Below are 26,407 nucleotides of genomic sequence, written 5' to 3'. Positions count from 1 at the left end.
CACCCGAGTAGTTTACCGACTCTCCCGGGCCCCGGCCAAATCGCGGGAGCCTGCACGTTCCGACCGCAACGCGACACGCCGAAGAACCTGAGGACACCGCGAGAGGCACCCCCTGCCTGTGCAGGAGATGCCCCTCGCGGCGTGGATCTGCGTCGATCAGCTGTCGAAGCCGAGCGTCGCGTCGTCCAATCGGACGGCCTCGCCCGAGCCCGGGCCAAAGACCGGGTAGTCGTACGGCTGGTAGTCCGGCAGCGCGTACATCGCGGCCTTCGCCTCCTCCGTCGGCTCCACCTTGACGTTGCGGTAACGGCTGAGGCCGGTACCCGCCGGGATGAGCTTTCCGAGGATGACGTTCTCCTTGAGGCCGAGCAGCGGGTCGCTCTTGACGTTCATCGCGGCCTCGGTGAGGACGCGCGTCGTCTCCTGGAACGATGCCGCCGACAGCCACGACTCGGTGGCCAGCGAAGCCTTCGTGATACCCATGAGCTCGCTACGACCCGACGCCGGACGTCCGCCCTCGGCGATCGCCTTGCGCGAGGCGTCCTCGAAGCGCGCGCGGTCGGCCAGCTCACCCGGGAGCAGGTCGGTGTCACCCGCCTCGATGATCGTCACGCGGCGCAGCATCTGACGCACGATGACCTCGATGTGCTTGTCGTGGATCGACACACCCTGCTGGCGGTACACGCCCTGGACCTCGTCGACGAGGTGCTTCTGCACCTCACGCGGGCCGAGGATGCGCAGCACCTGCTTCGGGTCGATCGCACCCTGCACGAGCAGCGTGCCGACCTCGACGCGCTGGCCGTCCTCGACGAGCAGGCGCGCGCGCTTGCTCACCGGGTAGGCGTGCGGCTCCGAGCCGTCGTCCGGGATGAGGTTGATGCGACGAGCCTTGTCGGTCTCCTCGATCTCGATCTTTCCGGATGCCTCCGCGATCGGGGCGACACCCTTCGGCGTGCGAGCCTCGAAGAGCTCGACGACTCGGGGCAGACCCTGCGTGATGTCGTCACCCGCTGCACCGCCGGTGTGGAAGGTACGCATCGTCAGCTGCGTACCCGGCTCACCGATCGACTGCGCCGCGATGATGCCGACGGCCTCGCCGATGTCGACGAGCTTGCCGGTCGCGAGCGAACGGCCGTAGCACTTCGCACACGTCCCGACACGCGACTCGCAGGTGAGGACCGAGCGGACCTTGACCTCTTCGATGCCGGCGTCGATCAGCTTGCTGAGCGCGACGTCACCGAGGTCGTCACCGGCCTGCAGGAACGTCTCGCCGTCGATCTCGACCGTCTGCGCCACGTTGCGGGCGTAGACCGAGCTCTCGACGTCCTCGTGCTCGACGAGCTGGCCGTCAGAGTTGCGCTGCGCGATCGGCAGGACGAGCCCGCGCTTCGTGCCGCAGTCCTCCTCGCGGATGATGACGTCCTGCGAGACGTCGACGAGACGACGCGTCAGGTAACCCGAGTCGGCCGTACGCAGAGCGGTGTCGGCCAGACCCTTTCGCGCACCGTGGGTCGAGATGAAGAACTCCAGCACCGACAGGCCCTCTCGGAAGTTGGCCTTGATCGGACGCGGGATGATCTCACCCTTCGGGTTGGCCATGAGGCCTCGCATACCCGCGAGCTGGCGCAGCTGGAACCAGTTACCACGGGCACCCGAGTTGACCATGCGGTAGATCGGGTTGTCCTTCGGGAAGTTGTTCTCCATCTGCTTGGAGACCTCGTTCGCCGCCTGCGTCCAGATCTCGATGAGCTCCTGACGGCGCTCGTCGTCCGTGATGAGACCACGGTCGAACTGCAGCTGCACCTTCGCGGCCTTGGCGTCGTAGCTCTCGAGGATCTCGTCCTTGTTCGAGGGCATGACGACGTCCGAGATGGCGACGGTCGTGCCCGAGCGCGTGGCCCAGTGGAAACCGGTCTCCTTCAGCGCATCGAGCGACGCCGCGACCTGGACCTTCGAGTAACGCTCCGCAAGGTCGTTGACGATGGCCGAGAGGACCTTCTTGTCGACGGGCTTGTTGATGTACTCGTAGTCCTCCGGCAGCGTGCCGTTGAAGATCGCGCGACCCAGGGTCGTACGGATCCGCAGCTCGGAGACGAAGCCGTTCTCGTCCGCCTCGACGCCGTCGGGCAGCACCGTGCCGGCCGTCGGGACGAAGTCGCGAAGACGCACCGAGATCGGCGTGCCGATCTTGATCTCGCCCGCGTCGAAGGCCATGCGGGCCTCGGCGACTGTCGAGAACGCGCGGATGTCCTCGTCCTTCATCTCGTCGGCGTCGAGCACCTCGGAGGTGAGGTGGAACAGACCGATGATCATGTCCTGCGTCGGCATCGTCACGGGACGACCGTCGGCGGGCTTGAGGATGTTGTTGCTCGAGAGCATGAGGATGCGGGCCTCGGCCTGCGCCTCGGAGCTGAGCGGCACGTGCACGGCCATCTGGTCACCGTCGAAGTCGGCGTTGAACGCCGAGCAGACGAGCGGGTGGATCTGGACAGCCTTGCCCTCGACGAGCTGCGGCTCGAACGCCTGGATGCCCAGACGGTGCAGCGTCGGCGCGCGGTTGAGCAGCACGGGGTGCTCACGGATGACCTCTTCGAGGACATCCCACACGACCGGGCGGGCACGCTCGACCATGCGCTTCGCCGACTTGATGTTCTGCGCGTGCTCGAGGTCGACGAGGCGCTTCATGACGAACGGCTTGAACAGCTCGAGCGCCATCTGCTTGGGCAGACCGCACTGGTGCAGCTTGAGCGTCGGACCGACGACGATGACCGAACGACCCGAGTAGTCGACTCGCTTGCCGAGCAGGTTCTGACGGAAACGACCCTGCTTGCCCTTGAGCATGTCGGACAGCGACTTGAGCGGGCGGTTGCCCGGACCCGTCACCGGTCGACCACGACGGCCATTGTCGAACAGCGCGTCGACGGCCTCCTGAAGCATGCGCTTCTCGTTGTTGACGATGATCTCCGGCGCACCGAGGTCGAGCAGACGCTTGAGTCGGTTGTTGCGGTTGATCACACGGCGGTACAGGTCGTTGAGGTCGGACGTCGCGAAACGGCCACCGTCGAGCTGCACCATCGGACGCAGGTCCGGCGGGATGACCGGGACGCAGTCGAGAACCATGCCGGCCGGCTTGTTCTCGGTCTGCTGGAAGGCCGTGACGACGCGCAGACGCTTGAGCGCACGCGTCTTCTTCTGGCCCTTGCCCGTCGCGATGATCTCGCGCAGCAGCTCCGCCTCGGCGTCGAGGTCGAAGTTCTCGAGACGCTTCTGCAGCGCCGCAGCGCCCATGCCGCCCTCGAAGTACAGACCGAAACGGTCACGCATCTCGCGGTAGAGGATCTCGTCGCCCTCGAGGTCCTGGACCTTGAGGTTCTTGAAACGATCCCAGACCTGCTCGAGGCGCTCGATCTGCTGATCCGCGCGCTTGCGGATCTGCGTCATCTCGCGCTCGGCCGACTCGCGGACCTTGCGGCGGGCGTCAGCCTTGGCGCCCTCCTTCTCGAGCTCGGCGAGGTCGGCCTCGAGCTTCGTCGAACGCGTGTTGATGTCCGCGTCGCGACGGTTCTCGAGTTCCTTCTTCTCGACCTCGATCTGGTTCTCGAGCGACGGCAGGTCGGCGTGACGCTGCTCCTCGTCGACCGAGGTGATCATGTAGGCCGCGAAGTAGATGACCTTCTCGAGGTCCTTCGGCGCGAGGTCCAGCAGGTAGCCCAGACGGCTCGGGACACCCTTGAAGTACCAGATGTGCGTGACCGGCGCGGCGAGCTCGATGTGGCCCATGCGCTCGCGACGAACCGCGGAGCGCGTGACCTCGACGCCGCAGCGCTCACAGATGATGCCCTTGAAACGGACGCGCTTGTACTTGCCGCAGTAGCACTCCCAGTCGCGCGTCGGGCCGAAGATCTTCTCGCAGAAGAGTCCGTCCTTCTCGGGCTTGAGGGTGCGGTAGTTGATGGTTTCGGGCTTCTTGACCTCGCCGTGCGACCACTCGCGGATGTCGTCCGCGGTCGCGAGGCCGATGCGAAGCTCGTCGAAGAAGTTGACGTCCAGCACGTTGCTGATTCCTTCTCTCGCCTAAATCTGAAAAGTCTGATCGTTGCTGTTGTGGTTGTCCGGTCGGCTCGTTCGAGCCGCGGACCTACGTCTGCGCCGGCTGATCCGACACGCGGTGGGCCGGGCGATCATCTCGATCGACCCACCGCGTGTCGGGCGCCGTGATCAGACTTCCTCGACGCTGCTCGGCTCGCGGCGCGACAGGTCGATGCCCAGCTCCTCCGCGGCCCGGAACACTTCCTGCTCCGAGTCGCGCAGGTCGATGGCGGTGCCGTCACTGCTCAGGACCTCGACGTTGAGGCAGAGCGACTGCATCTCCTTGATGAGGACCTTGAACGACTCCGGGATGCCCGGCTCGGGGATGTTCTCGCCCTTGACGATGGCCTCGTACACCTTGACGCGGCCCGTCACGTCGTCCGACTTGATCGTCAGCAACTCCTGCAGGGCGTATGCGGCGCCGTAGGCCTCGAGGGCCCACACCTCCATCTCACCGAAGCGCTGACCACCGAACTGCGCCTTACCACCGAGCGGCTGCTGCGTGATCATCGAGTACGGACCCGTCGAACGCGCGTGGATCTTCTCGTCGACGAGGTGGTGCAGCTTCAGGATGTACATGTACCCGACGGAGACCGGCTCCGGGAACGGCTCACCCGAGCGGCCGTCGAACAGCTGCGCCTTGCCGGAGTCGCCGATGAGGCGCACGCCGTCGCGCGTCGTGTTCGTCGACTCGAGCAGGCCACGGATCTCCGTCTCGCGCGCACCGTCGAACACTGGCGTCGCAATACGGGTGTTCGGGCCCGTCTCACGTGCATCGGCCGGGATCTTGGCCGCCCACTCCGGGTCGCCCTCGATCTTCCAACCACGCGAGGCGGCCCAGCCCATGTGCAGCTCGAGCACCTGACCGGGGTTCATTCGCGAGGGAACACCGAGCGGGTTGAGCACGACGTCGACCGGCGTGCCGTCCTCGAGGAACGGCATGTCCTCGACCGGCAGGATCTTCGAGATGACGCCCTTGTTGCCGTGACGGCCGGCGAGCTTGTCACCGTCGGTGATCTTGCGCTTGTTCGCCACGTAGACACGCACGAGCTGGTTGACGCCCGGGGGCAGCTCGTCGCCCTCGTCACGGTCGAAGACCTTGACGCCGATGACCGTGCCGGTCTCACCGTGCGGAACCTTCATCGACGTGTCGCGAACCTCGCGGGCCTTCTCACCGAAGATGGCGCGCAGCAGGCGCTCCTCCGGCGTCAGCTCGGTCTCACCCTTGGGCGTGACCTTGCCGACGAGCAGGTCGCCGTCACGAACCTCGGCGCCGACGCGGATGATGCCGCGCTCGTCGAGGTCGGCCAGCACCTCGTCGGAGACGTTCGGGATGTCCCGCGTGATCTCCTCCGGGCCCAGCTTCGTGTCGCGGGCGTCGATCTCGTGCTCCTCGATGTGGATCGAGGAGAGCGTGTCGTCCTGCACGAGGCGCTGCGACAGGATGATCGCGTCCTCGTAGTTGTAGCCCTCCCACGGCATGAACGCCACGAGCAGGTTCTTGCCGAGCGACATCTCGCCGCCGTCGGTGGCGGGGCCGTCAGCGATGACGGCGCCCTCCTCGAGGCGCTCACCCTCGTTGACCACGACACGCTGGTTGTAGCAGGTGCCCTGGTTCGAGCGCGTGAACTTCGCGATGCGGTACGTCGAGTACGTCGCGTCGTCGTTGGCGACCGTGACGAGGTCGGCGGAGACCTCCTGCACGACACCCGCCTTCGTGGCTCGCACGACGTCACCCGAGTCGAGTGCCGCACGGTACTCGATGCCGGTACCGACGAGCGGAGCCTCCGAACGAACGAGCGGCACCGCCTGACGCTGCATGTTGGCACCCATGAGGGCGCGGTTGGCGTCGTCGTGCTCGAGGAACGGGATGAGTGCGGTCGCGGCCGACACCATCTGACGCGCCGAGACGTCCATGTAGTCGACGTCCTCGATCGCGACGTCGCTCGCCTCTCCGCCCTTGGTGCGCGCCATGACGCGGTCCTCGGCGAAGTGGTTGTCCGGCGTCAGCGGCGCGTTCGCCTGCGCGATGACGAACGTGTCCTCCTCGTCGGCCGACAAGTAGTCGACGTCGTCGGTGACCTGGCCGTCGACGACCTTGCGGTACGGCGTCTCGACGAAACCGAACGGGTTGATGCGACCGAACGACGCGAGCGAACCGATGAGACCGATGTTCGGGCCTTCCGGCGTCTCGATCGGGCACATGCGGCCGTAGTGCGATGGGTGGACGTCACGGACCTCCATGCCTGCGCGGTCACGCGAGAGACCACCCGGGCCCAGCGCGGACAGACGACGCTTGTGCGTCAGACCGGCGAGCGGGTTGTTCTGGTCCATGAACTGCGACAGCTGCGACGTTCCGAAGAACTCCTTGATCGACGCCACCACGGGGCGGATGTTGATCAGGGTCTGCGGCGTGATGGCCTCGACGTCCTGCGTCGTCATGCGCTCACGAACCACGCGCTCCATGCGGGACAGGCCCGTGCGAACCTGGTTCTGGATGAGCTCACCGACGTTGCGCAGGCGGCGGTTGCCGAAGTGGTCGATGTCGTCGATCTCGACGCGGACGTCGATCTCTTCGCCGTGACGCGTGCCCTTCATCGTCTCCTCGCCGGCGTGCAGCGCGACGATGTACTTGATGGTGGCGACGATGTCGTCGATGCCGAGCGTCGAGTCCTCGAGCCCGCCGTCGACGCCCAGCTTCTTGTTGACCTTGTAGCGGCCGACCTTCGCGAGATCGTAGCGCTTGCCGTTGAAGTACAGGTTGTCGAGCAGCTGCTGGGCAGCCTCACGCGTCGGCGGTTCGCCCGGGCGCAGCTTGCGGTAGATCTCGAGCAGCGCGGCGTCCTGGTCGGCCGTGTGGTCCTTCTCCAGGGTGGCGCGCATCGACTCGTACTGGCCGAACTCCTCGAGGATCTGAGCCTCGGTCCAGCCCAGCGCCTTGAGCAGCACCGTCACGGACTGCTTGCGCTTGCGGTCGACGCGGACACCGACCATGTCGCGCTTGTCGATCTCGAACTCGAGCCACGCACCACGGCTGGGGATGACCTTCGCCGTGTAGATCTCCTTGTCGGAGGTCTTGTCGATGGAGCGCTCGAAGTAGACGCCCGGCGAACGGACGAGCTGCGAGACGACGACGCGCTCGGTGCCGTTGATGACGAACGTGCCGCGGTCCGTCATGAGCGGGAAGTCGCCCATGAAGACCGTCTGGCTCTTGATCTCGCCCGTCTCGGCGTTCATGAACTCAGCCGTGACGAACAGCGGAGCCGCGTACGTCATGTCGCGCTCCTTGCACTCCTCGATTGAGTACTTGACGTCCTCGAATCGGTGGTCGCGGAAGCTCAGCGACATCGAGCCGGAGAAGTCTTCGATCGGCGAGATCTCCTCGAAGATCTCCTCCAGACCGGAGCGCTCGGGCACGTCGACACGGCCCTCCGACTTGGCGGCGGCCACGCGGGCCTGCCACTTCTCGTTGCCGAGAAGCCAGTCGAAGCTCTCGGTCTGCAGCGCGAGCAGATCCGGGATTTCGAGGGGCTCACGAATTTTGGCGAAGGTGAGACGGCCGGAGGCAGTCTTCGCCGAGGACAGAGTCTGGGTCGCGGTGCGCGAGGCAGCCAAGGAGGGTCCCTTCCAGAGGCCTTACAGATCGGCAGTGCGCGCTACCTGCCGTACGGCCCTCCCCCTCGACGCTCCTCGGACGGCCGGCGTCAGGATGTCACGACCAAGCAGAGCGGGCGGCTCTTTCGTGGTGCGCGTTTCGACGCGGAATCCGGATCGGGTGTCGGGGGCAGGCGCAGACAGGGCAGCGCAAAATAGCAGAATAGTACCCAGTGAAGAACGATGCAAGCCGACGGGCTCGGAACCCGAGTCTGCCGCACCGCGTGCCCATCCTGACGAGCCCGGGTGGACCGCATCGACCGCTATATCCGGCGCCTCCCCCGGCGCCATCTTGACCCCACGAGAATGACGCAGGGCGGGCGCACAGTCAAGCAGCGACGCGCCGGTCGCCCGTCACCCCGCCAGGTGCGACCAGCGCGTCTCGAGCTCACGCCACGGGCCGGCGTCCGCAACCCTGCCCGCCTCCAGGACGACGACGCGGTCGGCCCGGGCGAGAGCCGAACGCTTCGACGTCGCCCCGACGACCGCGCTGCCACGCGCGCGCAACGCGTCCCACAGCTCGAGCTCGGTGCGCGCGTCGAGCGCGCTCGAGACGTCGTCGGCCAGGAGCAGTTCGGCCTCCGTCGACAGGGCTCGCGCGAGCGCCAGCCGCTGAACCTGCCCACCGGACAGTCGCACCCCGCGGTGGCCGACGAGACTGTCCCGGCCGCCCGCGTTGTCGATGTCGGGGGTGAGACGCGCAGCGTCGACGGAAGTGTCGAACTCGCGCTCGTGACCGAGGAGCACGTTCTCGGCGAAGGAGCCGGAGAGCACTCGGGGCGTCTGGGCGACGTAGGCGACCTGGCCGGGGCGGAGGAAGAGCTCTGGCTCGCTCACCTCTCGTCCGTTCCACGTGAGCGAGCCGGTGTGGTGCACGAGCCCCGCAAGTGCGGCCAGCAGGCTCGACTTGCCGGAGCCCACGGCTCCCAGGAGCAGCACGAGCTCGCCCTGCCCGACGGCGAGGTCGACGCCTTCTACGCCGACCGTCCCGTCGTCGTGCAGGGCGGCGAGGTCGCGCAATGCCAGTTCGCGCAGGGGCTCCCGCGGCGTCTCGGGTACCTGAGGCGCCGCACCGGAGGGCAGGTCGAGGCCGGCCGGGAGGTCGACGAGATCGGCCCCACCGGCGAGTTCGCTCGTCGCCCTGAGCCAGGCCCGCGTTCCGGGCGCCTCGGTGACGACGGACCCGGCGACCCGGCCGAACCAGTCGAAGTTGGACGCTGCGTTGACGACGAGCAGCGCCGTCGCAAGGCCCCAGGTGCCGTACAGCGCCCCCGCCCAGGCTGCCACGATGCCTGCCTGCACCATGAGCGTCGGGACGCCATCGAGCACCGCGGCGACCCGGTGCTCGCGCACCGCAGCCTCGACCCGCGTGCGGTCGACGGCCGCGAGATGTTCGCGGATGCGCCCGGTGCGGCCCGCGAGCTTGATGGTGCGCGCCGCTTCGAGCGAGGAGACGAGGGCGCGACCGAACTGGGCGCGGGACGCCGACGCCCGCGCGGCGGAGCGGCCCGCCACGCGCCGTCCGAGGGCGGAAGCCAGGGCCGAGCCGACCATGATGACGAGCAGGACGAGACCCGCGAGCCAGGTGCCACCGAGCACCGCGGTGAGCACGACGATGACGAAACCGTTGGTGAAGTCGATCCACCGGTCGGCATAGCGGACGAAGCGATCCGAATCCATCGCGCGCGCGACGACCTCGCCGGGAGGCGTGCGCGGCAGCCGGTGCTGCCCCGTCTGTCCGATGAGCACGCGCATGCGCACCCGCAGGGAGATCTCGATCCACCACCGCGGGTAACGGATGACGGCCACCGCGAGCGAGACCGGGCCGAGCATCACGCACACCGAGACCGCGGCCGCCCAGCCCCATGCCGAGGTGCCGTCCGCCAGCGCCTGCACGGTGTGACCCCACGCCCAGCCCGTGACGCTGCCGATGGCACCGAAGATGGAGAACGCGAGGAACGCGAAGATTGCCACGACGCCCCACTCGGGCCGCACCTTCAGCGCGTTGATGATCGCGCGCGCGAGGGACGATCCCTCGGGGATGTCGCGCGTGACGGGCGCCGCGCCCGTGCGTCGCGCGTGCGCGACGTGCGGGGCCTCGTGGTCCGGGGCGGGGACGGCGGACGCACCGGCGGCTTCGGTGAGGTCGCGGAAGTAACCGGGTGTCTCGAGCAGTTCGTCACGGCGACCGAACTGCACGAGGCGCCCGCGCTCCATGACGCCGATGAAGTCGGCCCGCTCGATGGTGCCGAGACGATGCGCGATGAGGATCCCGGTGCGCCCCTCGAGCAACCGTGCGGAGGCCGCGACAACGCGGGCCTCCGTCACCGGATCCATGCGGGCGGTCGCCTCGTCGAGCACGATGACGCGCACGTCGCGTGCGAGCAGACGGGCGAACGCCAGCAGCTGCTCCTCGCCGGCCGACAGGCTCACGCCACCCGGGCCGAGCACCGTGTCGAGGCCGTCGGGCAGGGTCGAGACCCACGGGCCGAGACCGAGCGTCTCGACGACGTCCTCGATCTGAGCGCGCGGCAGCGGCTCGAAGACGGTGATGTTCTCCGCCAGCGTGCCGGCGAGGATCTCGGTGCGCTGCGTGACAACACCGACGCCCCCGCGCAGCGCCTCCAGGTCGAGGTCGCGCACGTCGACGCCGCCGAGGAAGAGCGAACCGGGCGGCGGCTCCACGGCGCGCGAGACGAGGGAGGCCAACGTCGACTTGCCGGATCCGGTGCGTCCCACCAGGGCGAGAGTCGACCCGGCCGGCACGTGCAGGTCGACGTCCTGCAGCGCGAACGTGCCGGTGCCGTAGCTGAAGTCGAGGTGACGTACGTCGAGATCCAGCGGGCCCTCCGGCAGCGCTCGTCCGCCCTCGGGTTCGGCCGGAACGGCCAGGAGGGCGCGCAGGCGCACGATGGCGCCAAGGCCCGCCTGCATGTCCGGGAACTGCTCGGCGACCCGGGCCAGCATGCCGACGAACGTGCTCGTGACGAGGAACATCGTGACGAGATCACCGACCGACATCGACGTGCGCGAGGCGAGCGCGACACCGGCGAGCACGACGAGGACGAGCAGCAGGTGCAGCGACAGGCCGGTGCGCAGCAGCAGCTTGACCTCGAGGCGCACGACGGCCAGGAACCGCTCGTGCACGCGCGCCGACAGCTTGGCGAGGCGCGCGACCACGAACGGCTGGCCGAGGCTCGTGCGGATGTCGTCGCGGCCCGCGACGCCCTCCTCGAAGATGGCGGCGTGCTCGGTCCAGGCGGCCTCCTCGAGCACCTTGCCCGCCGCGATCGGGGCGAGCAAGGAACGCATGAGCACCCACGTCAGCGCCGCGAAGAGGGGGAAGAGCACCCAGGCCGGCCACCACGTGATACCCGCGACGATCCACATCGGCACCATGGCGAGCGTCATCCGCAGCACCATCCAGATCTGCTGACGCAGCAGGTTCGAGATCTCGTGGGTGTCGTCGTCGACACGGTCGAGGATCTCACCGCCCGCCTGCTCCGACAGGGCCTCGAGCGGTTGCGCGAGCACCGCGTCGACGAGGTCGCGACGTAGCTGCCCGGCGGCACGATCGACCATGCCCGCCCACAGGAAGCGCCCCGCGGTGTCGACGAGCGCGCCACCGAGGACGGTGACGGCCAGCAAGGTCACGAGGCGAGCGCTCGTGTGCTCGGCCAGCCGACCCGCGATGACGGACGCCGCCGTCGTCGCCAACGCTGTGACGGCCGCGAGGATGACGGCGGCCCACGTACTGGGGACGGCGATGCGTCGCCATCCGATCTGGCGGGATGGCGAGGCGTGCGGCGCGGGTGGTGTCGTCATGGCACGTCACAGGCTACGGGTGAACACCGACAACCGCACTCGAATATCGCGCGCGTCATCGGCGGCACCGGCCTCGGCAGGGTTCCTCTGGCGCGACGCCAGGTCTGCGGGCATGCGAAAGCGGGCCGCACCGTGATGGTGCGACCCGCTTCGACGCGATGTCTCGCGATCAGTGCCCAGGCAGTGCCCGGGCAGAGATCACTTGACCTCGACGGTGGCGCCGGCGCCTTCGAGGGCTTCCTTGGCCTTGTCGGCAGCGTCCTTGGCGACACCTTCGAGAACCGGCTTCGGGGCGCCGTCGACGAGGTCCTTGGCCTCCTTGAGACCGAGGGACGTGAGGGCGCGCACCTCCTTGATGACCTGGATCTTCTTGTCACCGGCCGAGGCCAGGATGACGTCGAACTCGGACTTCTCCTCGGCAGCGCCGGCGTCGCCGCCGCCTGCAGCCGGAGCAGCCGCGGCAGCAACCGGGGCAGCAGCGGTGACGTTGAAGGTGTCTTCGAAGAGCGTCACGAACTCGGAGAGCTCGATGAGCGTCATTTCCTTGAAAGCCTCGAGGAGCTCGTCGTTGGAGAGCTTCGCCATGATGGGCGTCCTTTCTGTTCTGTCGGACCCGGACCGATGTGGTCGTGGGATCCGTGCCGTGAGTGGCGTTGTGGTGGGTTTGCGCTGATGCCGGTCAGGACCGGATCAGGCCTCGTCGCCACCCTCGGCGACGTCTGCGGTGGCCGCTTCGGCAGCCGGGGCTGCGTCGGTGGCCGGTCCCTCGGTCTCGACCTTCGCACGCAGGGCGTCGACGGTGCGAGCGGCCTGCGACAGCGGGGCCGCGAAGAGGTAGACAGCCTGGCTGAGCGAGGCCTGGAGGCCCCCGGCCAGCTTGGCGAGCAGGGTCTCGCGGGACTCGAGGTCCGCGAGCTTGTTGATCTCCTCGGCCGACATGGCCTTGCCGTCAAGGACGCCGCCCTTGATGACGAGGAGAGGGTTGGCCTTGGCGAAGTCACGCAGCTTCTTCGCCGTCTCCACCGGGTCACCGGTGACGAAGGCGATAGCGGACGGGCCCTGGAGCTGGCCGTCGAAAGCCGTCACGCCGGCTTCGGCAGCCGCACGGGCGGTCAGCGTGTTCTTCACCACGGCGTAGGTGGCGTGCTCACGAATGGAGTTACGCAGATCGGTGATCTGCGCCACGGTGAGACCGCGGTACTCCGTCAGCACGGCAGCATCCGAGTTGCGGAAGTTGTCCGCAAGCTCGGCAATGGCTGCATCCTTAGCGGCGGTAGCCATGCGCGCCTCCTTCGGTGGTGAGTGCCAGTCGCTCGGGCGACACGAAAAAAGAGCCTCGGCGCAGGCGCGCTGAGGCTCTGAAAACATGCTGACGAACAGCACGATCATCGACTGAAGCTCACCTGCGCCGGACGCTCACTGACGTGAGGCCTTCGGTCACATCCACCCAGAGGCAGAGTGCAACAACCGGCGGTCATTGGTTCTCCCAATGTACCGGGCGGGCGGCGGGCGGCCAAATCGGTGCGATCGACGCCGGTGGGCACTGGTGCACAGGCCGCGGAAACCTGACGAAAAACTTACCGTCGCGATCGGGTGCGACACGCGCCGGGCTGGTGAGACTCGAGGAGTGGCCGGTGACGCACCGGGCGCTGCCTCACCGCCTACCGAAGGACCAAGCATGCCCGACGCACCCACCCCCGCAGCTGCTCTACCCGACGATGGCGCGACCGCGCGTCGTGGACTTGCCGGGCGCCATCTCGCGCCACGTGGGGTCGCCGTGATCGCCCTGGCCGCGGCCGTGACGACGGCGGCGAGTGGGTGCGGCGACGACTCGACGGCCGATGCCTCGACGAGCACCATCGCCCCCTCCGACATGAGCCGCATCGCGGCCGGCAACACGCCGCGTTCCAGTTCGACTGACCCTTCTACGTCGTTGCGCAGCGCCGCCTCGTCGGCGCCCGCGACCTCGCGGAGTGCTTCGGTCGCGTCGAGCGCGCCCGGGACGACATCCAAGGCCGGCGCCGCCGCAGTCGTCATCCCCGACGCCGCCAAGGCCCACACCAAAGACGGCGCCAAGGCCTTCGTGAAGTTCTACTGGGAAACCCTCGACCAACTGGACGCGGCACCCAAGGAAAACGTCCTGGCCAACCTGTACGCGCCGACTTGCACTGGCTGCGACCAGCAGGCTCTTGGGGTGGCAGAAAACGCTCGCACCGGAGTACACATCGAGGGATCCCGCACCACCCTCACCAAGCTCCAGGAAGCACCCACCTCATCACTGGACGAGCCCGTCTTTACCTTCGATCAAGCAGAGACACCAGCGACCCGGGTCGAGAGCGGAGGCAAGCGCACCGAGCTGAGCGCCATCAAGCTTAGGGGCGCCGTTCGACTCATGTGGGACGGCCAGCACTGGCGAGTGGGGATGTACGGTGCAGATCGCGCTTAAGACATCAGCGCCGCTGCTCATGGCCACAGCCGTCCTTGCCTCTGCCCCAGCCGCGGCATCGGGAAATCCCTGCGAGGGGACAAACCGGCAAGCGTGCCTCGGCGGCGACACAGTCTCCGTCGTGGTGGTGGCGGGTAAGAAGGAAGGCCGCGGCCAACTGCCAGACGGGCCACAACGTCCCCAGAACGCGCGCCCGGGAACAGGCACCCTGCCCCACATAAGCACTGGCTCAGCCGCCCCACATCCAGGAGCCCCGGAAGGCACCGGAACCGGCCGAGCCGCCACCACGGGAACAACGACCGCAACCGTCGATGCGACTGTGAACACCCGTTTAGCAGACATTCCGTGCGCGACAGGGGAAGGACAGACCCCGAAGCTGTCGTGCGTCAACTACACCCCCGCGCCACCTGCACCCACGATGACCACCCCCGCATCAGGAACCGCCACAGCGCCAGCAGCTCCGGCCGCGCCCACCTACACCGCCGAGCAAGCAGCCACCCAGGCCTGGACGACTCAGACCTTCACGAAGGCCACCGTCGCCATCCAGCCCACCGGCAACACCACCCTCACCGGCTTGCCCACCTACTTCCACGCCACCTACGGCCCCGACGGGCTCGCCCCCGGTGAGACGACCACCGTCACCCTGCTCGGACACACCATCACCCTGCGCCCCACCGACGTCACCTACACCTACCACTACGGCGACACCGCCACCTACGGCCCCACCACCGACGCGGGCGGGCCCTACCCCACCGGCAATGTCACTCACACCTACCCCACCAAGGGCACCGTCACCACCCGCATCGACACCACCCTCAGCGGCCAGTACCAGGAGAACAACGGCCCCTGGCGCACCATCCCCGGCGCCACGACGATCACGGGACAGCCTCAACGGCTCACCATCGCCACCCTCCAATCACGCCTCCACCACTGACCACCGCACCCAGAGAACACACCCGCCGCCCGACCGCTCGCACCCACCCGCCAGCTGCACCACGAATGCGCGACTGCGCGCACGTTCCCCGTGTGGGTGCACAAGTCCCCAGCAGAGTCGCTGCACCAACTGTTCACCCACTGGCCACGATGACGCACCCTGCGCGCCGCGGCCCGCCGCCTACTGTCAGCTCGTCCTGTTGCTGAACCAACGAAAGCCCCTCATGCCACTGCTTCCCCAGCGCCCCACCGCCATCGTCACCGTCGCCGCAGCCGTCGCGGGGCTGACGTCGTTCTCGCTGTCCACCGCAGGTTCGGCGCAGGCTGCGTCGACCACCGTCACGATCAGCGAGGTGTTCGGCGGAGGCGGCAACAGCGGCGCACCGCTGCGCAGCGACTTCGTCGAGCTCTACAACACCTCGAGCGCGCCCGTCGACCTCACCGGCTGGAGCGTCCAGTACTGGTCCGCGTCGGGCACGAGCGCCCAGACGACTCCGCTCAGCGGCCAGGTCGCACCGGGACACCACTTCCTCGTCAAGGAAGCCGACGGCGCGAACGCGTCCGCGCCCGCCCTGGAGAATCCTGACGTGACGGGCACGATCGCGATGTCGGGCACCGCGGGCCGCGTCGCCGTCGTCGACCCGAACGGCGCCACCGTCGACCTCGTCGGCTGGGGCGGGGCGAGCGTCGCGGAGGGTTCCCCTGCCCCCGCGACGACGAACTCGACATCCGTCTTCCGCAAGAGCGAGTGCACCGACACCGACGACAACGCTGTCGACTTCACCGTCGGCACCCCGACGCCGACGTCGTCGGCGGCCGGCGCGACGGCCTGCACCCCGCAGGCGCCGCACGAGCCGTCGACGGTGACGATCCAGCAGATCCAGGGTTCCTCGCACCTCTCGCCGCTCAGGGACGAGCGCGTCAGCAAGGTCAGCGGTGTCGTCACCGCCATCAATGCCACCGGGTTCTGGATGCAGGCCCCGAGCGACGACGACGACGCGACGAGCGACGCCGTCTTCGTCTACACCAAGACCGCGCCCACCGCCGTCGTCGGTGACGCCGTCAGCGTCGACGCCACCGTCTCCGAATTCCGACCGGGCGGCGCCTCGGGCAACGACAACCTGACGACGACGCAGCTGACGAGCCCCGTCGTCACCGTCACCGCGTCCGGGCAAGCGCTGCCGGCGCCTGCCGTCCTCGGCAAGGACCGCATCGCCCCACAGCAGAACGTCGAGTCGGGCGACCCGAAGAACGTCGAATCGGCAGCGGCCACCTTCGACCCGACGAAGAACGCGATCGACTTCGACGAGTCGCTCGAAGGCATGCGCGTCGCCCTCGACGATGCGCGCGCCGTCGGCCCGACCAACCCCAAGTACCGCGAGACCCCGGTCGTGCCCGGCCAGAACGTCGACGCGCTGACCACGCCGCGCGGTGGCGTGCTCTACTCCGGCTACGACCACCCGAACGCGATGCGCGTCATCCTCGACGACCAGGCCAAGCCCGCCAACCCGCTGCCCGTCAGCACCGTCGGTGACGTCTACACCGGCCGCACCACCGGCATCATGGACTACTCCTTCGCCATGCCGCACGTGCACGTCACCGACGTCGCGGGGCACCGCAGCGCCGGCCTGAAGCGCGAGACGACGAAGGCCCAGGGCCTGTTCGAGATGGCCGTCGCGACATTCAACGTCGAGAACCTCGCACCCAGCGACCCCCAGACGAAGTACGACCGCCTCGCCGGCCAGATCACGGGCAACCTGCACTCCCCCGATGTCCTCGCGCTCGAAGAGATCCAGGACAACAACGGCGCCCAGAACGACGGCACCGTCGACTCGTCCACGACCGTCAAGAAGCTCGTCGACACCATCAAGGCCGCCGGCGGCCCGACGTACCAGGCGCGCTGGGTCGACCCCGAGAACGGCAAGGACGGAGGCCAGCCCGGAGGCAACATCCGCCAGGTGTTCCTCTACCGCACCGACCGCGGCACGTCGTTCGTCGACAAGGGAACCCCCGGCGCGACGACGGCCACCGGCGTCACCGGGCGTGGCCTGTTCACCGACCTCACCGTCTCGCCCGGCCGCATCGACCCGACGAACACCGCCTTCACCGACTCGCGCAAGCCGCTCGTCGGCGAGTTCAAGTTCCGCGGGACGAAGGTGTACGTCATCGCCAACCACTTCAACAGCAAGGGCGGCGACGACCCGCTCTTCGGCCGCTGGCAGCAGCCCGTGCGCTCGTCCGAGACGCAGCGCCACGCGCAGGCCACCGTCGTGCGCGGATTCATCGACAAGCTGCTCGCCGCCGACCCCAACGCTCGCATCGTGACGCTCGGTGACCTCAACGACTTCGAGTTCAGCCGGACCACCGACATCCTCGCCGGAAACGGCAAGACAGCGATGACGGACCTGCCGCGCACCCTGCCCGCCAGCGAGCGGTACTCGTACGTGTACGAGGGCAACAGCCAGATCCTCGACCACATCCTGCTCAGCCCCAAGCTCGCCCAGCCCTGGCTCGGCCTCGGGAAGCCGCCGTTCAACTACGACATCGTCCACACCAACAGCGAGTTCCCCGACCAGGACTCCGACCACGACCCGCAGATCGTCCGCATGACCGTCACCCCGTTCTGAGGTCATGCGGCCGGCCACGTGATCTGGACGGCACAACAGGCGAGGCCCGCACCCCGAACGAATCGGGATGCGGGCCTCGCCCGTCGAGAAGCGTCGACCGCTCACGTAGAGCGATCGAGCGAGAAGCCGATCAGGCCTGCTCGGCGCCGTCCTCCATGAGGTTGCGCGTGCGCGACTGGTCGATCAGGATGCCAGGGCCCATCGTCGTGGCCATCGTGGCCTTCGTGATGTAACGACCCTTCGACGCCGACGGCTTCAGCCGCAGGATCTCATCGAGCGCAGCCGCATAGTTTTCGACAAGAGCCTTCTCGTCGAACGAGGACTTGCCGATGATGAAGTGCAGGTTCGCGTGCTTGTCGACACGGAACTCGATCTTTCCGCCCTTGATGTCTCCGACGGCCTTCGCGACGTCCATCGTCACCGTTCCCGTCTTCGGGTTCGGCATGAGACCACGCGGACCGAGCACCTTACCCAGGCGACCGACCTTGCCCATGAGGTCCGGCGTCGCGACGACGGCGTCGAAGTCCGTCCAGCCACCCTGAACCCTGGCGATCAGGTCATCCGAACCAACGAAGTCGGCGCCGGCAGCCTCAGCCGCCGCAGCCTTGTCACCGTTCGCGAACACGAGGACGCGAGCCGTCTTACCCGTGCCGTTCGGCAGGTTCACCGTGCCACGAACCATCTGGTCCGCCTTGCGCGGGTCGACACCGAGGCGCATCGCAACCTCGACCGTCGAATCGAACTTCGTGCCGGCCGTCTCCTTCGCGAGGCGAACAGCCTCGAGCGGCGAGTACAGCTTGCCTTCTTCGATCTTCTCTTCCGCCGCGCGGTACGTCTTGCTGCGCTTCATCTCAAACTCCTTCAACAGGGAGATCGTGGTTCTACGAGCCAGCGCCGGCCCAACCACTTTCGGGCTCCGCGCCCCCGACACCAGGTCGATCCTGACGCCGCGATGCCACACGGGCAACCGGATGATTCTACGTGACGTGCGGGGGTGGGGTGAAATCGGCGACGGACGCACGAAGCCCCTGACCCAGGTGAGGGCCAGGGGCTTGCGTCGAACCGGCAGAACCGTCAGACAATTTCTTCTCGACTGATCGATCCCCGCCGCAACGTCACGGCAGTACGAACATCACTGCCCGTACCGAAGGTGCACTCTCAGACACTTCTTCTCGACTGAACGCACCCCGGCCGGAACGTCACGGCAGTACGAACATCACTGCCCGTACCGGCGGTGCACTCTTAGACACTTTTCCTCGACTGAACGCACCCCGGCCGGAACGTCACGGCAGTACGAACATCACTGCCCGTACCGGCGGTGCACTTTCAGTCGGTGGTAATCCCCATCGAACGCGCCGTACCCGCAATGATCCGCGACGCCATGTCGAGATCGTTCGCGTTGAGGTCCTGCATCTTCTGCTGCGCGATCTCACGAACCTGATCCGCCGACAGGTGCGCGACCTTCGTCTTGTGCGGCTCGCCGGAACCCTTCTGGACGCCCGCAGCCTTCTTGATGAGCTCAGCAGCCGGCGGCGTCTTCGTGATGAACGTGAACGAACGGTCCTCGTAGACCGTGATCTCGACCGGGATGACGTTGCCGCGCTGGGACTCCGTCGCAGCGTTGTACGCCTTGACGAACTCCATGATGTTCACACCGTGCTGACCCAGCGCCGGACCGACCGGCGGAGCCGGCGTCGCCGCACCGGCCTGGATCTGCAGCTTGATGAAACCGGAAACCTTCTTCTTCGGAGGCATGAAGCCACCTCTTTCCTGTCATGGGCCGACGCCGTGGGCGATGACCCGGTTGCATCCTCACCACCCGGACAGGCGATGAGAGGTTGATGACGACCGCCGCGACGAAACGCGCGGCAGGTCGAAGGATCAGATCTTCGCGACCTGGTTGAAGCCCAGTTCGACCGGCGTCTCGCGACCGAAGATCGACACGAGCACCTTGATCTTCTGCGTGTCCGCGTTGATCTCGGAGATCGTCGCGGGCAACGTCTCGAACGGGCCTTCCATGACGGTGACGGACTCGCCGACGGTGAAGTCGACATCCGCGGACGCCGACGACGCGGAGCCACTCGACGCGGCCGCACCCTCAGCCGAAGCCTCCGGCTCCTCGAACGTCGGGTTCAGCATCGTGACGACCTCGTCGATCGACAACGGGTACGGCTGGTGCGCGTTGCCGACGAAGCCCGTGACACCCGGGGTGTGACGCACTGCGCCCCACGACTCGTCCGTCAGATCCATGCGCACGAGCACGTAACCCGGGATGCGCACGCGCGTACCCGACTTCTTCTGCCCGTTCTTGATCTCGGTGTAGTCCTCCATCGGAACCTCGATCTGGAAGATGTAATCCTCCATGTTGAGGCTCGTGATGCGCTGCTCGAGGTTCGTCTTCACACGCTTCTCGTAGCCCGCGTAGGAGTGGATGACGTACCAGTCACCGAACTGCGACTTGAGCTCCGCGATGAACGCCTCGCGAGGGTCGACCGCGTCAGCCTGCTCGGCCGGGGCGACCTCGGCGTCGACGACGGCCTCCTGCTCCACCTCGCGCTCGGCGTCGTCGGCGTGGGCCTCGGCGGCGCTCGGCAGTTCGCCGACTTCGCCCTGCTCGGGCGCCAGGTCAGCGTCAGGCGTGCGCACAGCGCCCGCCGCGAATTCGGCCTCTTCCGCCGCAGCCGGCGAAAGCTGCTCGGGGTTCTGCTCGGTCATCGACCTGCTTCCTTCACATGTGGGGACGTACGTCGCGTGCTCTCACACGAACGCCGCCCGCGCGGCCCCCGCGGGGGCGCTCAGGCGGCGAATCTTCGAGATGGCCCGGGACTCAGTTCGAACCGAAGACCCAGGAGACCGCACGCGTGAACAGCCAGTCTAGACCGTTGACGTACGCCATGATGACGGCGAGGAAGACCAGGACCGCGATCGTGTACGTCGTCAACTCGTCACGCGTCGGATAAACGACCTTGCGCATCTCGCCGATGACCTGCCGGATGAACAACAGGATGCGGCCGAAGAAACCGCGGCGCTCAGATTCACCCGCGACGGAAGCCCCCGTCACGACATCGGAATCTGCCACGGCCCCGCCCTCTCGGATCAATACGCTGTGCAGGGCACGAGGGACTTGAACCCCCAACCCCCGGTTTTGGAGACCGGTGCTCTGCCAATTGAGCTAGTGCCCTTCGCGAGCGAACCCGCGCGACGCGGCGGTTGCGTGCCGTGTCGACCCCCAACTGTACGGGACGACGACGCTCGAACGGAAATCTGGCCCTCCCCCGTGCGTGATGCGCGGCAGCCGTCGCGCGAGGGCGGTGACAGGATGAGCGGGTGACGAGTCGCGACACCTCCCCCAGCCGCTCCCGGCGAGACCTCGACGCCCTGCCGAAGGCGCACCTGCACCTGCACTTCACCGGCTCGATGGCGTTCGACACCCTGCTCGACATGAGCGTGACGCACGGCGTCCGGCTGCCGGACAGCCTGAGGCGCAGCTGGCCTCCTCAGCTCGCATCGGCCCGCGACGAGCGGGGTTGGTTCCGCTTCCAACGCCTCTACGACGCCGCCCGCGCCTGCGTGCGTAGCGAGGATGACATGCGCCGCATCGTCGACGAGGCCGCCGCGAGCGATGCGCGTGAGGGCTCACGATGGTTGGAGATCCAGGTCGACCCCACGTCCTACGCACCGTTCGTCGGCGGCATCACACCCGCCTTGGAGATCGTGCTCGACGAAGCTGCGCGGGCCGGTGAGCGTCACGGCATCGGGGTGGGCGTCGTAGTCGCGGCGTCACGGCTACGGCATCCCCTCGACGCGCGGACGTTGGCCCGGCTCGCGGCGAAGAACGCCGGCGGTGTCGTCGGCTTCGGATTGAGCAACGACGAACGCCGCGGCGACACCTCCGCGTTCGCGCCGGCGTTCCGCATCGCGCGCAACGCGGGCCTCGCCTCACTGCCCCACGGGGGCGAACTGCTAGGCGCCGACGCCGTGAGCGAGACGCTCGACGCGCTGCACCCCACGCGGCTCGGGCACGGGGTGCGTTCCGCGGAATCGCCTGAGGTGTTGGCGCGCGTCGTCGATGCCGGCGTCGGGCTCGAGGTGTGCCCCGGCAGCAATGTGGCACTCGGCGTGTACGAGAGCGCCCCGGAGGTGCCCCTGCGTCCCTTGTTCGACGCAGGCGCGCGGATGGCGCTCGGCGCCGACGACCCGCTGCTGTTCGGCTCACGCCTCACGGATCAGTACCGCACCGCGCGCGACGTCCACGGATTCAGCGACGCCGAACTCGCCCAGCTCGCGCGCGACAGTTTCACGATCTCGAACGCGCCGGCGGACGTCGTCGCGGCCGCGGACGCCGACATCGACGCCTGGCTCGCCGCACCGCCTGCTTGAGCGCTCAGCCGGCCTCCCAGATTGCTGCGTCGCGCTCGAGCATCGAGTGCGCGGACGCCGGAGGTGGGCGGAGCGGGTCAGGCGATCGGTTCGAGCCCGACCCACACGGGCTCGGGCACGAGACGCACGCCGAACGCGGCCTCGACGCCGTCGACGATCTCGGTGGCGAGGGCCACGACGTCCGATGCGCTGGCATCGCCACGGTTCGTCAGAGCGAGCGTGTGCTTGGTCGACAACGCCGCCGGGCCGGGCATGTTGTACCCCTTGCCGAAGCCGGCCTTGTCGATGAGCCAGGCCGCCGACGTCTTGAGCAACCCCGGGTGCGCCGCGCCGGCGGGGAACTCGGGCGGTGTGGGTCCGTCGGCGCCGAGGCGCTCGGCCGCTCGCTCGCGGATGCGCGCCATGACGCGTTCGGAGACGATCGGGTTGGTGAAGAACGAACCGCACGACCAGGTGTCATGATCGGCCTCGACGACGACCATCCCGCGCTTGGAACGCTGGGCGAGGACGGCCTCGCGGGCGTCGGCGAGCGGAACGCGATCGCCCTGCTCGACGCCGAGCCCCGCGGCGAGATCCGCGTACGCGATGGGCTGGCTGCGATCGGCCTTGCGCAGCTGGAACGACACGTCGAGCACGACGTAGCGACCGCTCGCGTCGCCGTCACGGAAGGGGGTGTTCTTGAAGATGCTGTGACGGTAGGTGAAGTCGCAGTCGGCGTTGGCGAACGTCTTGATCTGCTGGGTGACACGGTCGTACGTCCGTACGCTCGCGACGGTCTGCGCGACCTCCTGGCCGTACGCGCCGACGTTCTGCACGGGCGTCGCGCCGACGAGCCCCGGGATACCCGACAACGCCTCGATGCCGGACCAGTCGTGGCTGCAAGCGTACGCGACGAACTCGTCCCACACCATGCCGGCACTGACACGAACCGTCACGCCCCCGCAGTCGGAGTCGTGCTCGACCTCGAGGGTGTCGTTCGCGATCTTGACGACCGTGCCGGGAAAACCCTCGTCCGCGATGAGCAGGTTCGAACCGCCCGAGAGCACGAGCAGCGGCTCCTCGGCGTCATCGACCTCGCGCACGACGTCGACGATCTCGTCGATCGTCTCCGCGACCACGAGACGTCGAGCAGGGCCACCGACATGCATCGTCGTCAGGCTCGCGAGCGGGACGTCGAACTGCTCCTGCATGAAGACCTCGATCAGAGTTGGATGACTGCTCTCGTTCGACTCAAGACCTTAGTGCCTGCCACCGACACCGCCGCGTCCAGCGTCACCCTGCCCGCGTCGTCGTCGCGCGAGAACAGCGAGACGACGATGTCGACGCGTGCATCGCCGCCGGCAGGCACGACGACGGGCGCGGCGAAGCGGGTGCCGAAGGAGACGATCAAGTGCCCCTGCGCCAGCTCCTCGATGCGTGAGGCGACCAGCCCCATCGTCAGCATGCCGTGGGCGATGACGTCGGGCAGGCCGACGCTCTTGGCGAACGCCTCGTCCTGGTGGATCGGGTTCTGATCGCCGCTGGCGTCGGCGTAGGCGACGAGATCGGCGCGTCGAAGCGTTTCGCTCGTCTCGAGCAACGTGTCGCCCGCGCTCGCGGACGTGAGGTCGACGCTGCGGTGTTCGTGCTCGCTCATGCGTGTGCCTCCTCTGCCCTGATGACGACGACGCTCGTCGTGTCAGCTCGATGCGACCCATCAGCGGTCGTGACGGCGGTGGCGAGCGTGACCATGTCGTGTCCGCCGGCCGAGCGAACGCGCGCGACGGTCGTCTCGGCGATGAGCGCCTCTCCCGCGACGATCGGCGCGTGATGCGTGAACGTCTCCTCACCATGGACGAGGCGCGAGAAGTCGACGCCGGCCTCCTCATCGCGCATGAAGAGCGCCTCCGCCTGCTGGGCGAGCGTGACGGCGAACGTCGTCGGCGCGACGATGTCCGTGTGGCCCGCGGCGCGGGCGGCGTCGACGTCGAGGCAACGGTCGTCGCTCGTGCGGACGGCGCGGGCGAACGTCACGATCTCATCGCGCGTGACGACGTGCGCCTGCGGCATGCGGTAGGTGCGGCCCTCGACCGCCGGGTTCACTGGCATGTCTCGACGCTAGAGGTGCCTCGGCGTTACTCGGAAGTCGGAGAGGCGCGAGGTCGAGGCGCGCATAGGTTCGAAGACGGCAGCACGACGGACGTCAGACGCATGTGACCGAAAATCGCAGATGGGGACGAAAATCGCGAAGGTGGACAGGACCCTAAGTGCCAGCCTGGTCGTGAGTCACTTGTGTTGAGGAGGCGTGGTGTTCACGGTCGAGGAAAAGCGGGATGCGGTAGTGACGTATCTGGGGTTGGCGTTCGGGCAGAAAACGGCGTGGTTGGCGCAGCAGCCGTTCACGGCGAGTCAGTTACGTCGCTGGCGTAGTGAGTATGTCCGTGGTGATCTTGACCGTGGCCTCACGCCGCGTCAGGGTGGCTCGATGGACCATATTCGCTCTGATCAGATGCGCCGGCTGGAAGAACAACTCGCCGCGCAAGAACGCCGCCACGCCACGGAAGTCGCGCGGCTACGGACCGAGGCTGACGGGCTACGTCAGGCGAACGAGTCGCTGGGAAAAGCTATCGGGCTCTTGCAACACTGGCACGCGCACGAGCCCGATACGCCCCCGACGACGCCACCCGAGCGTTCATCGCAGCCGAGAACGACCTCATCCGAGACCTGAGCGCGCTGGCGGGGTTCAGTCAGCGCCGTGCGCTGCAGGTCGCTGGTGTCTCGCGTGGCACGTGGCACGCCCGCCACCACCATGGCCGTGACGTTGCTGCGGCGGTATCGCCTGTGCCGCAGCGTGAGCGGGAGCAGCCAGCGAGGTTGAGCGCGTCGGTGTGCGCGCGGGTCGCGGGTTTCATCAGTGCGGGGCGCACGGGCGGTTTGGGTGTCGCGGGCGCGTTCGCGAAGGCGTGGGACGAGGGCTTCATGGAAGCGAGTCTGCGTTCGTGGTGGCGTATCGCCGCGCGCGTGCGCCGCGAGCAGGCCACAGTCGAGCAGGCCACAGTCGAGCAGTCGGGCGCGGCGGGTGAGCGGGCGGTGGCGCGGGTGAAACCGCAGGTGTTGGCGACTGGCGCGAACCAGGTGTGGGCGTGGGACATCACCGACCTGCCCACCGCGTTTCGGGGTGTGGCGTTCAAGGCGTACGCGATCATCGACATCTTCAGCCGCAAGGTGATCGTCGCGAGTGTGCACCAGCGTGAGAGCACTGCTGATGCGATGGCGTTGTTCATGGCCGCGATCGCGGCGGAGGGTGGGTGCGTGCCGCAGGTCGTGCACGCCGACAACGGCGCGGTGATGCGTTCGAACCTGCTGAACGAGTTCCTCACGGCACATGGCATCGAGGTGTCGCACTCGCGTCCGCGGGTGTCGAACGACAACCCGTACATCGAGTCCGAGTTCCGCACCCTGAAGAATCGGGCGTCGTATCCGGGCGTGTTCGCGTCGCTGGTGGAGGCGAGCACGTACGTCGCGCAGCACGTGCACTGGTACAACCATGCCCACCACCACAGTGGGATCGCGCTGTACACGCCCGCGCAGGTGCACGACGGGTCGTGGAAGATTCTGCACGCGCGCCGCCAAGTCAGCCTCGCCTACTACCAGGCGCGTCACCCCGAACGTTTCCGCGGCCACCGCGCGCCAGTGCCCGCCCCGAAAGCGTGGGCCGGAATCAACCATCCCGGCCCTGAGTGACTCACCACAGGTTGACATCCACCGGGATTCGCCGATGGGGCGGGAATCGCAGATGGGGCGGGGTTGCGAAACGGCTGTCACCCTCGAGGGGTGACGGCCGTGACGTGTGGTTCAGACGAGATCAGCGGGTCTCGCGGTGAGCCGTGTGCTTCGTGCAGCGCTTGCAGTACTTCGCCAGCTCGAGACGGTCGGGGTTGTTCCGACGGTTCTTCTTGGTGACGTAGTTGCGCTCCTTGCACTCGGTGCAAGCCATCGTGATCTTCGGGCGAACGTCAGCGCTCTTCGAGGCCATGTCCTACACCTACTCTCAAAAAAGTCGAAAACTGTCGTGAGACAGACTGTCCGGAAAAACTTGGTAGCGGGAGCGGGACTCGATCCCGCGACCTCACGATTATGAGTCGTGCGCTCTAACCAGCTGAGCTACCCCGCCATGCCATGGTCGCCGTCTCCGGCGCTCACGCGAGCCCCCAAACGGAATCGAACCGTTGACCTTCTCCTTACCATGGAGACGCTCTGCCGACTGAGCTATAGGGGCCTCACGCCACTACCGCCGAGGCTGTTTCAGCTGCTCAGCGCGTTTCAGGCGCGAGGAACACCTTACACGGCGCCCGAACGAACACGAAATCGACGAGACCACGGCGCCGGACGCGGTGCCGCCGCGGATCGCCCCACGAAGTCGGGGTCGGGTCGTCGCCACCGTCCCGGCGCCGAGACGTGCCACGCACGAGAC

At 67.6% G+C, this 26,407-nt stretch carries 19 protein-coding genes and 3 tRNA genes; 6 read left to right on the top strand and 16 right to left on the bottom strand.

What is annotated here, in order from left to right; all coding sequences use genetic code 11:
* Positions 1–156 precede the first annotated feature (156 nt).
* The 5 genes from AC1RS9_RS07915 to rplJ all read right to left on the bottom strand — a co-directional run bounded on the left by AC1RS9_RS07915 (position 157) and on the right by rplJ (position 12,849).
* Positions 157–4,053: a DNA-directed RNA polymerase subunit beta' gene (locus tag AC1RS9_RS07915; RefSeq protein ID WP_062258613.1), complete on the bottom strand. Its 3,897-nt coding sequence runs from the start codon at positions 4,051–4,053 to the stop codon at positions 157–159.
* Positions 4,054–4,218: 165 nt separating this feature from the next.
* A complete protein-coding gene (gene rpoB / locus AC1RS9_RS07910) occupies positions 4,219–7,704 on the bottom strand; it encodes a DNA-directed RNA polymerase subunit beta (protein ID WP_006946069.1) in 3,486 nt (1,161 codons plus the stop codon).
* A 393-nt stretch (positions 7,705–8,097) separates the two neighbouring features.
* Positions 8,098–11,568, bottom strand: coding sequence for an ATP-binding cassette domain-containing protein (locus tag AC1RS9_RS07905; RefSeq protein ID WP_038567071.1), 3,471 nt, complete (start codon positions 11,566–11,568; stop codon positions 8,098–8,100).
* Between the two features lie 198 nt (positions 11,569–11,766).
* Positions 11,767–12,153, bottom strand: a complete 387-nt coding sequence (rplL, locus tag AC1RS9_RS07900) for a 50S ribosomal protein L7/L12 (RefSeq protein ID WP_006946083.1) — start codon at positions 12,151–12,153, stop codon at positions 11,767–11,769.
* A 105-nt stretch (positions 12,154–12,258) separates the two neighbouring features.
* The gene (gene rplJ, locus AC1RS9_RS07895; protein WP_040014839.1) at positions 12,259–12,849 is read right to left on the bottom strand and encodes a 50S ribosomal protein L10; all 591 of its coding nucleotides are present in this window, start codon (positions 12,847–12,849) and stop codon (positions 12,259–12,261) included.
* Between the two features lie 397 nt (positions 12,850–13,246).
* On the opposite strand from rplJ, the gene AC1RS9_RS07890 reads away from it, so the two are divergent.
* The 3 genes from AC1RS9_RS07890 (at position 13,247) to AC1RS9_RS07880 (ending at position 17,574) form a co-directional block, all read left to right on the top strand.
* Complete coding sequence (locus tag AC1RS9_RS07890) at positions 13,247–14,014, top strand: DUF6318 family protein (RefSeq protein ID WP_143181257.1); 768 nt, start codon at positions 13,247–13,249, stop codon at positions 14,012–14,014.
* A gap of 418 nt (positions 14,015–14,432) precedes the next feature.
* Positions 14,433–14,948, top strand: a complete 516-nt coding sequence (locus AC1RS9_RS07885; RefSeq protein ID WP_074040618.1) for a hypothetical protein — start codon at positions 14,433–14,435, stop codon at positions 14,946–14,948.
* Positions 14,949–15,171: 223 nt separating this feature from the next.
* Positions 15,172–17,574, top strand: coding sequence for a DUF8508 domain-containing protein (locus AC1RS9_RS07880; RefSeq protein ID WP_074040617.1), 2,403 nt, complete (start codon positions 15,172–15,174; stop codon positions 17,572–17,574).
* A 130-nt stretch (positions 17,575–17,704) separates the two neighbouring features.
* Here the strand turns inward: AC1RS9_RS07880 and rplA are convergent, their stop codons facing one another.
* From rplA to AC1RS9_RS07855, 5 genes are all read right to left on the bottom strand, one after another.
* Positions 17,705–18,424 (bottom strand): 50S ribosomal protein L1, encoded by a 720-nt coding sequence (gene rplA, locus AC1RS9_RS07875; protein ID WP_038567056.1) that lies wholly within the window; start codon positions 18,422–18,424, stop codon positions 17,705–17,707.
* A gap of 476 nt (positions 18,425–18,900) precedes the next feature.
* Positions 18,901–19,329 (bottom strand): 50S ribosomal protein L11, encoded by a 429-nt coding sequence (gene rplK, locus AC1RS9_RS07870; protein WP_006946271.1) that lies wholly within the window; start codon positions 19,327–19,329, stop codon positions 18,901–18,903.
* Positions 19,330–19,455: 126 nt separating this feature from the next.
* Positions 19,456–20,289: a transcription termination/antitermination protein NusG gene (gene nusG, locus AC1RS9_RS07865; protein WP_006946230.1), complete on the bottom strand. Its 834-nt coding sequence runs from the start codon at positions 20,287–20,289 to the stop codon at positions 19,456–19,458.
* A gap of 112 nt (positions 20,290–20,401) precedes the next feature.
* Positions 20,402–20,653, bottom strand: a complete 252-nt coding sequence (gene secE, locus AC1RS9_RS07860) for a preprotein translocase subunit SecE (RefSeq protein ID WP_006946054.1) — start codon at positions 20,651–20,653, stop codon at positions 20,402–20,404.
* A 30-nt stretch (positions 20,654–20,683) separates the two neighbouring features.
* Positions 20,684–20,756 (bottom strand) — tRNA-Trp (locus AC1RS9_RS07855).
* A gap of 145 nt (positions 20,757–20,901) precedes the next feature.
* Between AC1RS9_RS07855 and AC1RS9_RS07850 the strand changes: the two genes are divergently transcribed.
* Positions 20,902–21,954: an adenosine deaminase gene (locus AC1RS9_RS07850; RefSeq protein WP_006946103.1), complete on the top strand. Its 1,053-nt coding sequence runs from the start codon at positions 20,902–20,904 to the stop codon at positions 21,952–21,954.
* A 77-nt stretch (positions 21,955–22,031) separates the two neighbouring features.
* Here AC1RS9_RS07850 and AC1RS9_RS07845 read toward each other — a convergent pair whose 3' ends face one another.
* From AC1RS9_RS07845 to AC1RS9_RS07835, 3 genes are read right to left on the bottom strand one after another with little or no spacing between them, the layout of a single operon-like run.
* Positions 22,032–23,144, bottom strand: coding sequence for a UDP-N-acetylmuramate dehydrogenase (locus tag AC1RS9_RS07845; RefSeq protein WP_006946263.1), 1,113 nt, complete (start codon positions 23,142–23,144; stop codon positions 22,032–22,034).
* 11 nt (positions 23,145–23,155) lie between these two features.
* Entirely contained in the window at positions 23,156–23,590 is a 435-nt protein-coding gene (locus AC1RS9_RS07840; RefSeq protein ID WP_006946241.1) for a MaoC/PaaZ C-terminal domain-containing protein, read from the bottom strand.
* A complete protein-coding gene (locus tag AC1RS9_RS07835; protein WP_074040615.1) occupies positions 23,587–24,042 on the bottom strand; it encodes an FAS1-like dehydratase domain-containing protein in 456 nt (151 codons plus the stop codon). The genes AC1RS9_RS07840 and AC1RS9_RS07835 overlap by 4 nt, the downstream gene beginning before the upstream one ends.
* A 199-nt stretch (positions 24,043–24,241) precedes the next feature.
* On the opposite strand from AC1RS9_RS07835, the gene AC1RS9_RS07830 reads away from it, so the two are divergent.
* Together AC1RS9_RS07830 and AC1RS9_RS07825 are read left to right on the top strand one after the other, a co-directional pair.
* Positions 24,242–24,661, top strand: coding sequence for a hypothetical protein (locus AC1RS9_RS07830; RefSeq protein WP_186318480.1), 420 nt, complete (start codon positions 24,242–24,244; stop codon positions 24,659–24,661).
* 146 nt (positions 24,662–24,807) lie between these two features.
* Complete coding sequence (locus AC1RS9_RS07825) at positions 24,808–25,677, top strand: DDE-type integrase/transposase/recombinase (RefSeq protein WP_144693609.1); 870 nt, start codon at positions 24,808–24,810, stop codon at positions 25,675–25,677.
* 121 nt (positions 25,678–25,798) lie between these two features.
* On the opposite strand, the gene rpmG is transcribed toward AC1RS9_RS07825, so the two are convergent.
* The 3 genes from rpmG to AC1RS9_RS07810 form a co-directional block, all read right to left on the bottom strand.
* Entirely contained in the window at positions 25,799–25,969 is a 171-nt protein-coding gene (gene rpmG / locus AC1RS9_RS07820; protein ID WP_006946127.1) for a 50S ribosomal protein L33, read from the bottom strand.
* A 61-nt stretch (positions 25,970–26,030) separates the two neighbouring features.
* Positions 26,031–26,107 (bottom strand) — tRNA-Met (locus AC1RS9_RS07815).
* A gap of 32 nt (positions 26,108–26,139) precedes the next feature.
* A tRNA-Thr gene (locus tag AC1RS9_RS07810) sits at positions 26,140–26,212 on the bottom strand.
* Between the last annotated feature and the right edge of the window lie 195 nt (positions 26,213–26,407).

The organism is Dermacoccus sp. MPR-E5 (assembly GCF_058809565.1).
The sequence above is the reverse complement of the archived record's forward strand: the minus strand, read 5'-3'. Positions and strand labels throughout refer to the sequence as shown.

What these genes read in the sequence shown, in the direction of transcription:
- AC1RS9_RS07845 (WP_006946263.1), bottom strand. Translation starts at nt 23,144, where the DNA reads ATGCAGGAGCAGTTCGACGTCCCGCTCGCGAGCCTGACGACGATGCAT.
- rplJ (WP_040014839.1), bottom strand. Translation starts at nt 12,849, where the DNA reads ATGGCTACCGCCGCTAAGGATGCAGCCATTGCCGAGCTTGCGGACAAC.
- AC1RS9_RS07890 (WP_143181257.1), top strand. Translation starts at nt 13,247, where the DNA reads ATGCCCGACGCACCCACCCCCGCAGCTGCTCTACCCGACGATGGCGCG.
- AC1RS9_RS07840 (WP_006946241.1), bottom strand. Translation starts at nt 23,590, where the DNA reads ATGAGCGAGCACGAACACCGCAGCGTCGACCTCACGTCCGCGAGCGCG.
- rpmG (WP_006946127.1), bottom strand. Translation starts at nt 25,969, where the DNA reads ATGGCCTCGAAGAGCGCTGACGTTCGCCCGAAGATCACGATGGCTTGC.
- AC1RS9_RS07880 (WP_074040617.1), top strand. Translation starts at nt 15,172, where the DNA reads ATGCCACTGCTTCCCCAGCGCCCCACCGCCATCGTCACCGTCGCCGCA.
- nusG (WP_006946230.1), bottom strand. Translation starts at nt 20,289, where the DNA reads ATGACCGAGCAGAACCCCGAGCAGCTTTCGCCGGCTGCGGCGGAAGAG.
- rplA (WP_038567056.1), bottom strand. Translation starts at nt 18,424, where the DNA reads ATGAAGCGCAGCAAGACGTACCGCGCGGCGGAAGAGAAGATCGAAGAA.
- AC1RS9_RS07905 (WP_038567071.1), bottom strand. Translation starts at nt 11,568, where the DNA reads ATGACGACACCACCCGCGCCGCACGCCTCGCCATCCCGCCAGATCGGA.
- rplL (WP_006946083.1), bottom strand. Translation starts at nt 12,153, where the DNA reads ATGGCGAAGCTCTCCAACGACGAGCTCCTCGAGGCTTTCAAGGAAATG.
- rplK (WP_006946271.1), bottom strand. Translation starts at nt 19,329, where the DNA reads ATGCCTCCGAAGAAGAAGGTTTCCGGTTTCATCAAGCTGCAGATCCAG.
- AC1RS9_RS07885 (WP_074040618.1), top strand. Translation starts at nt 14,433, where the DNA reads ATGACCACCCCCGCATCAGGAACCGCCACAGCGCCAGCAGCTCCGGCC.
- AC1RS9_RS07835 (WP_074040615.1), bottom strand. Translation starts at nt 24,042, where the DNA reads ATGCCAGTGAACCCGGCGGTCGAGGGCCGCACCTACCGCATGCCGCAG.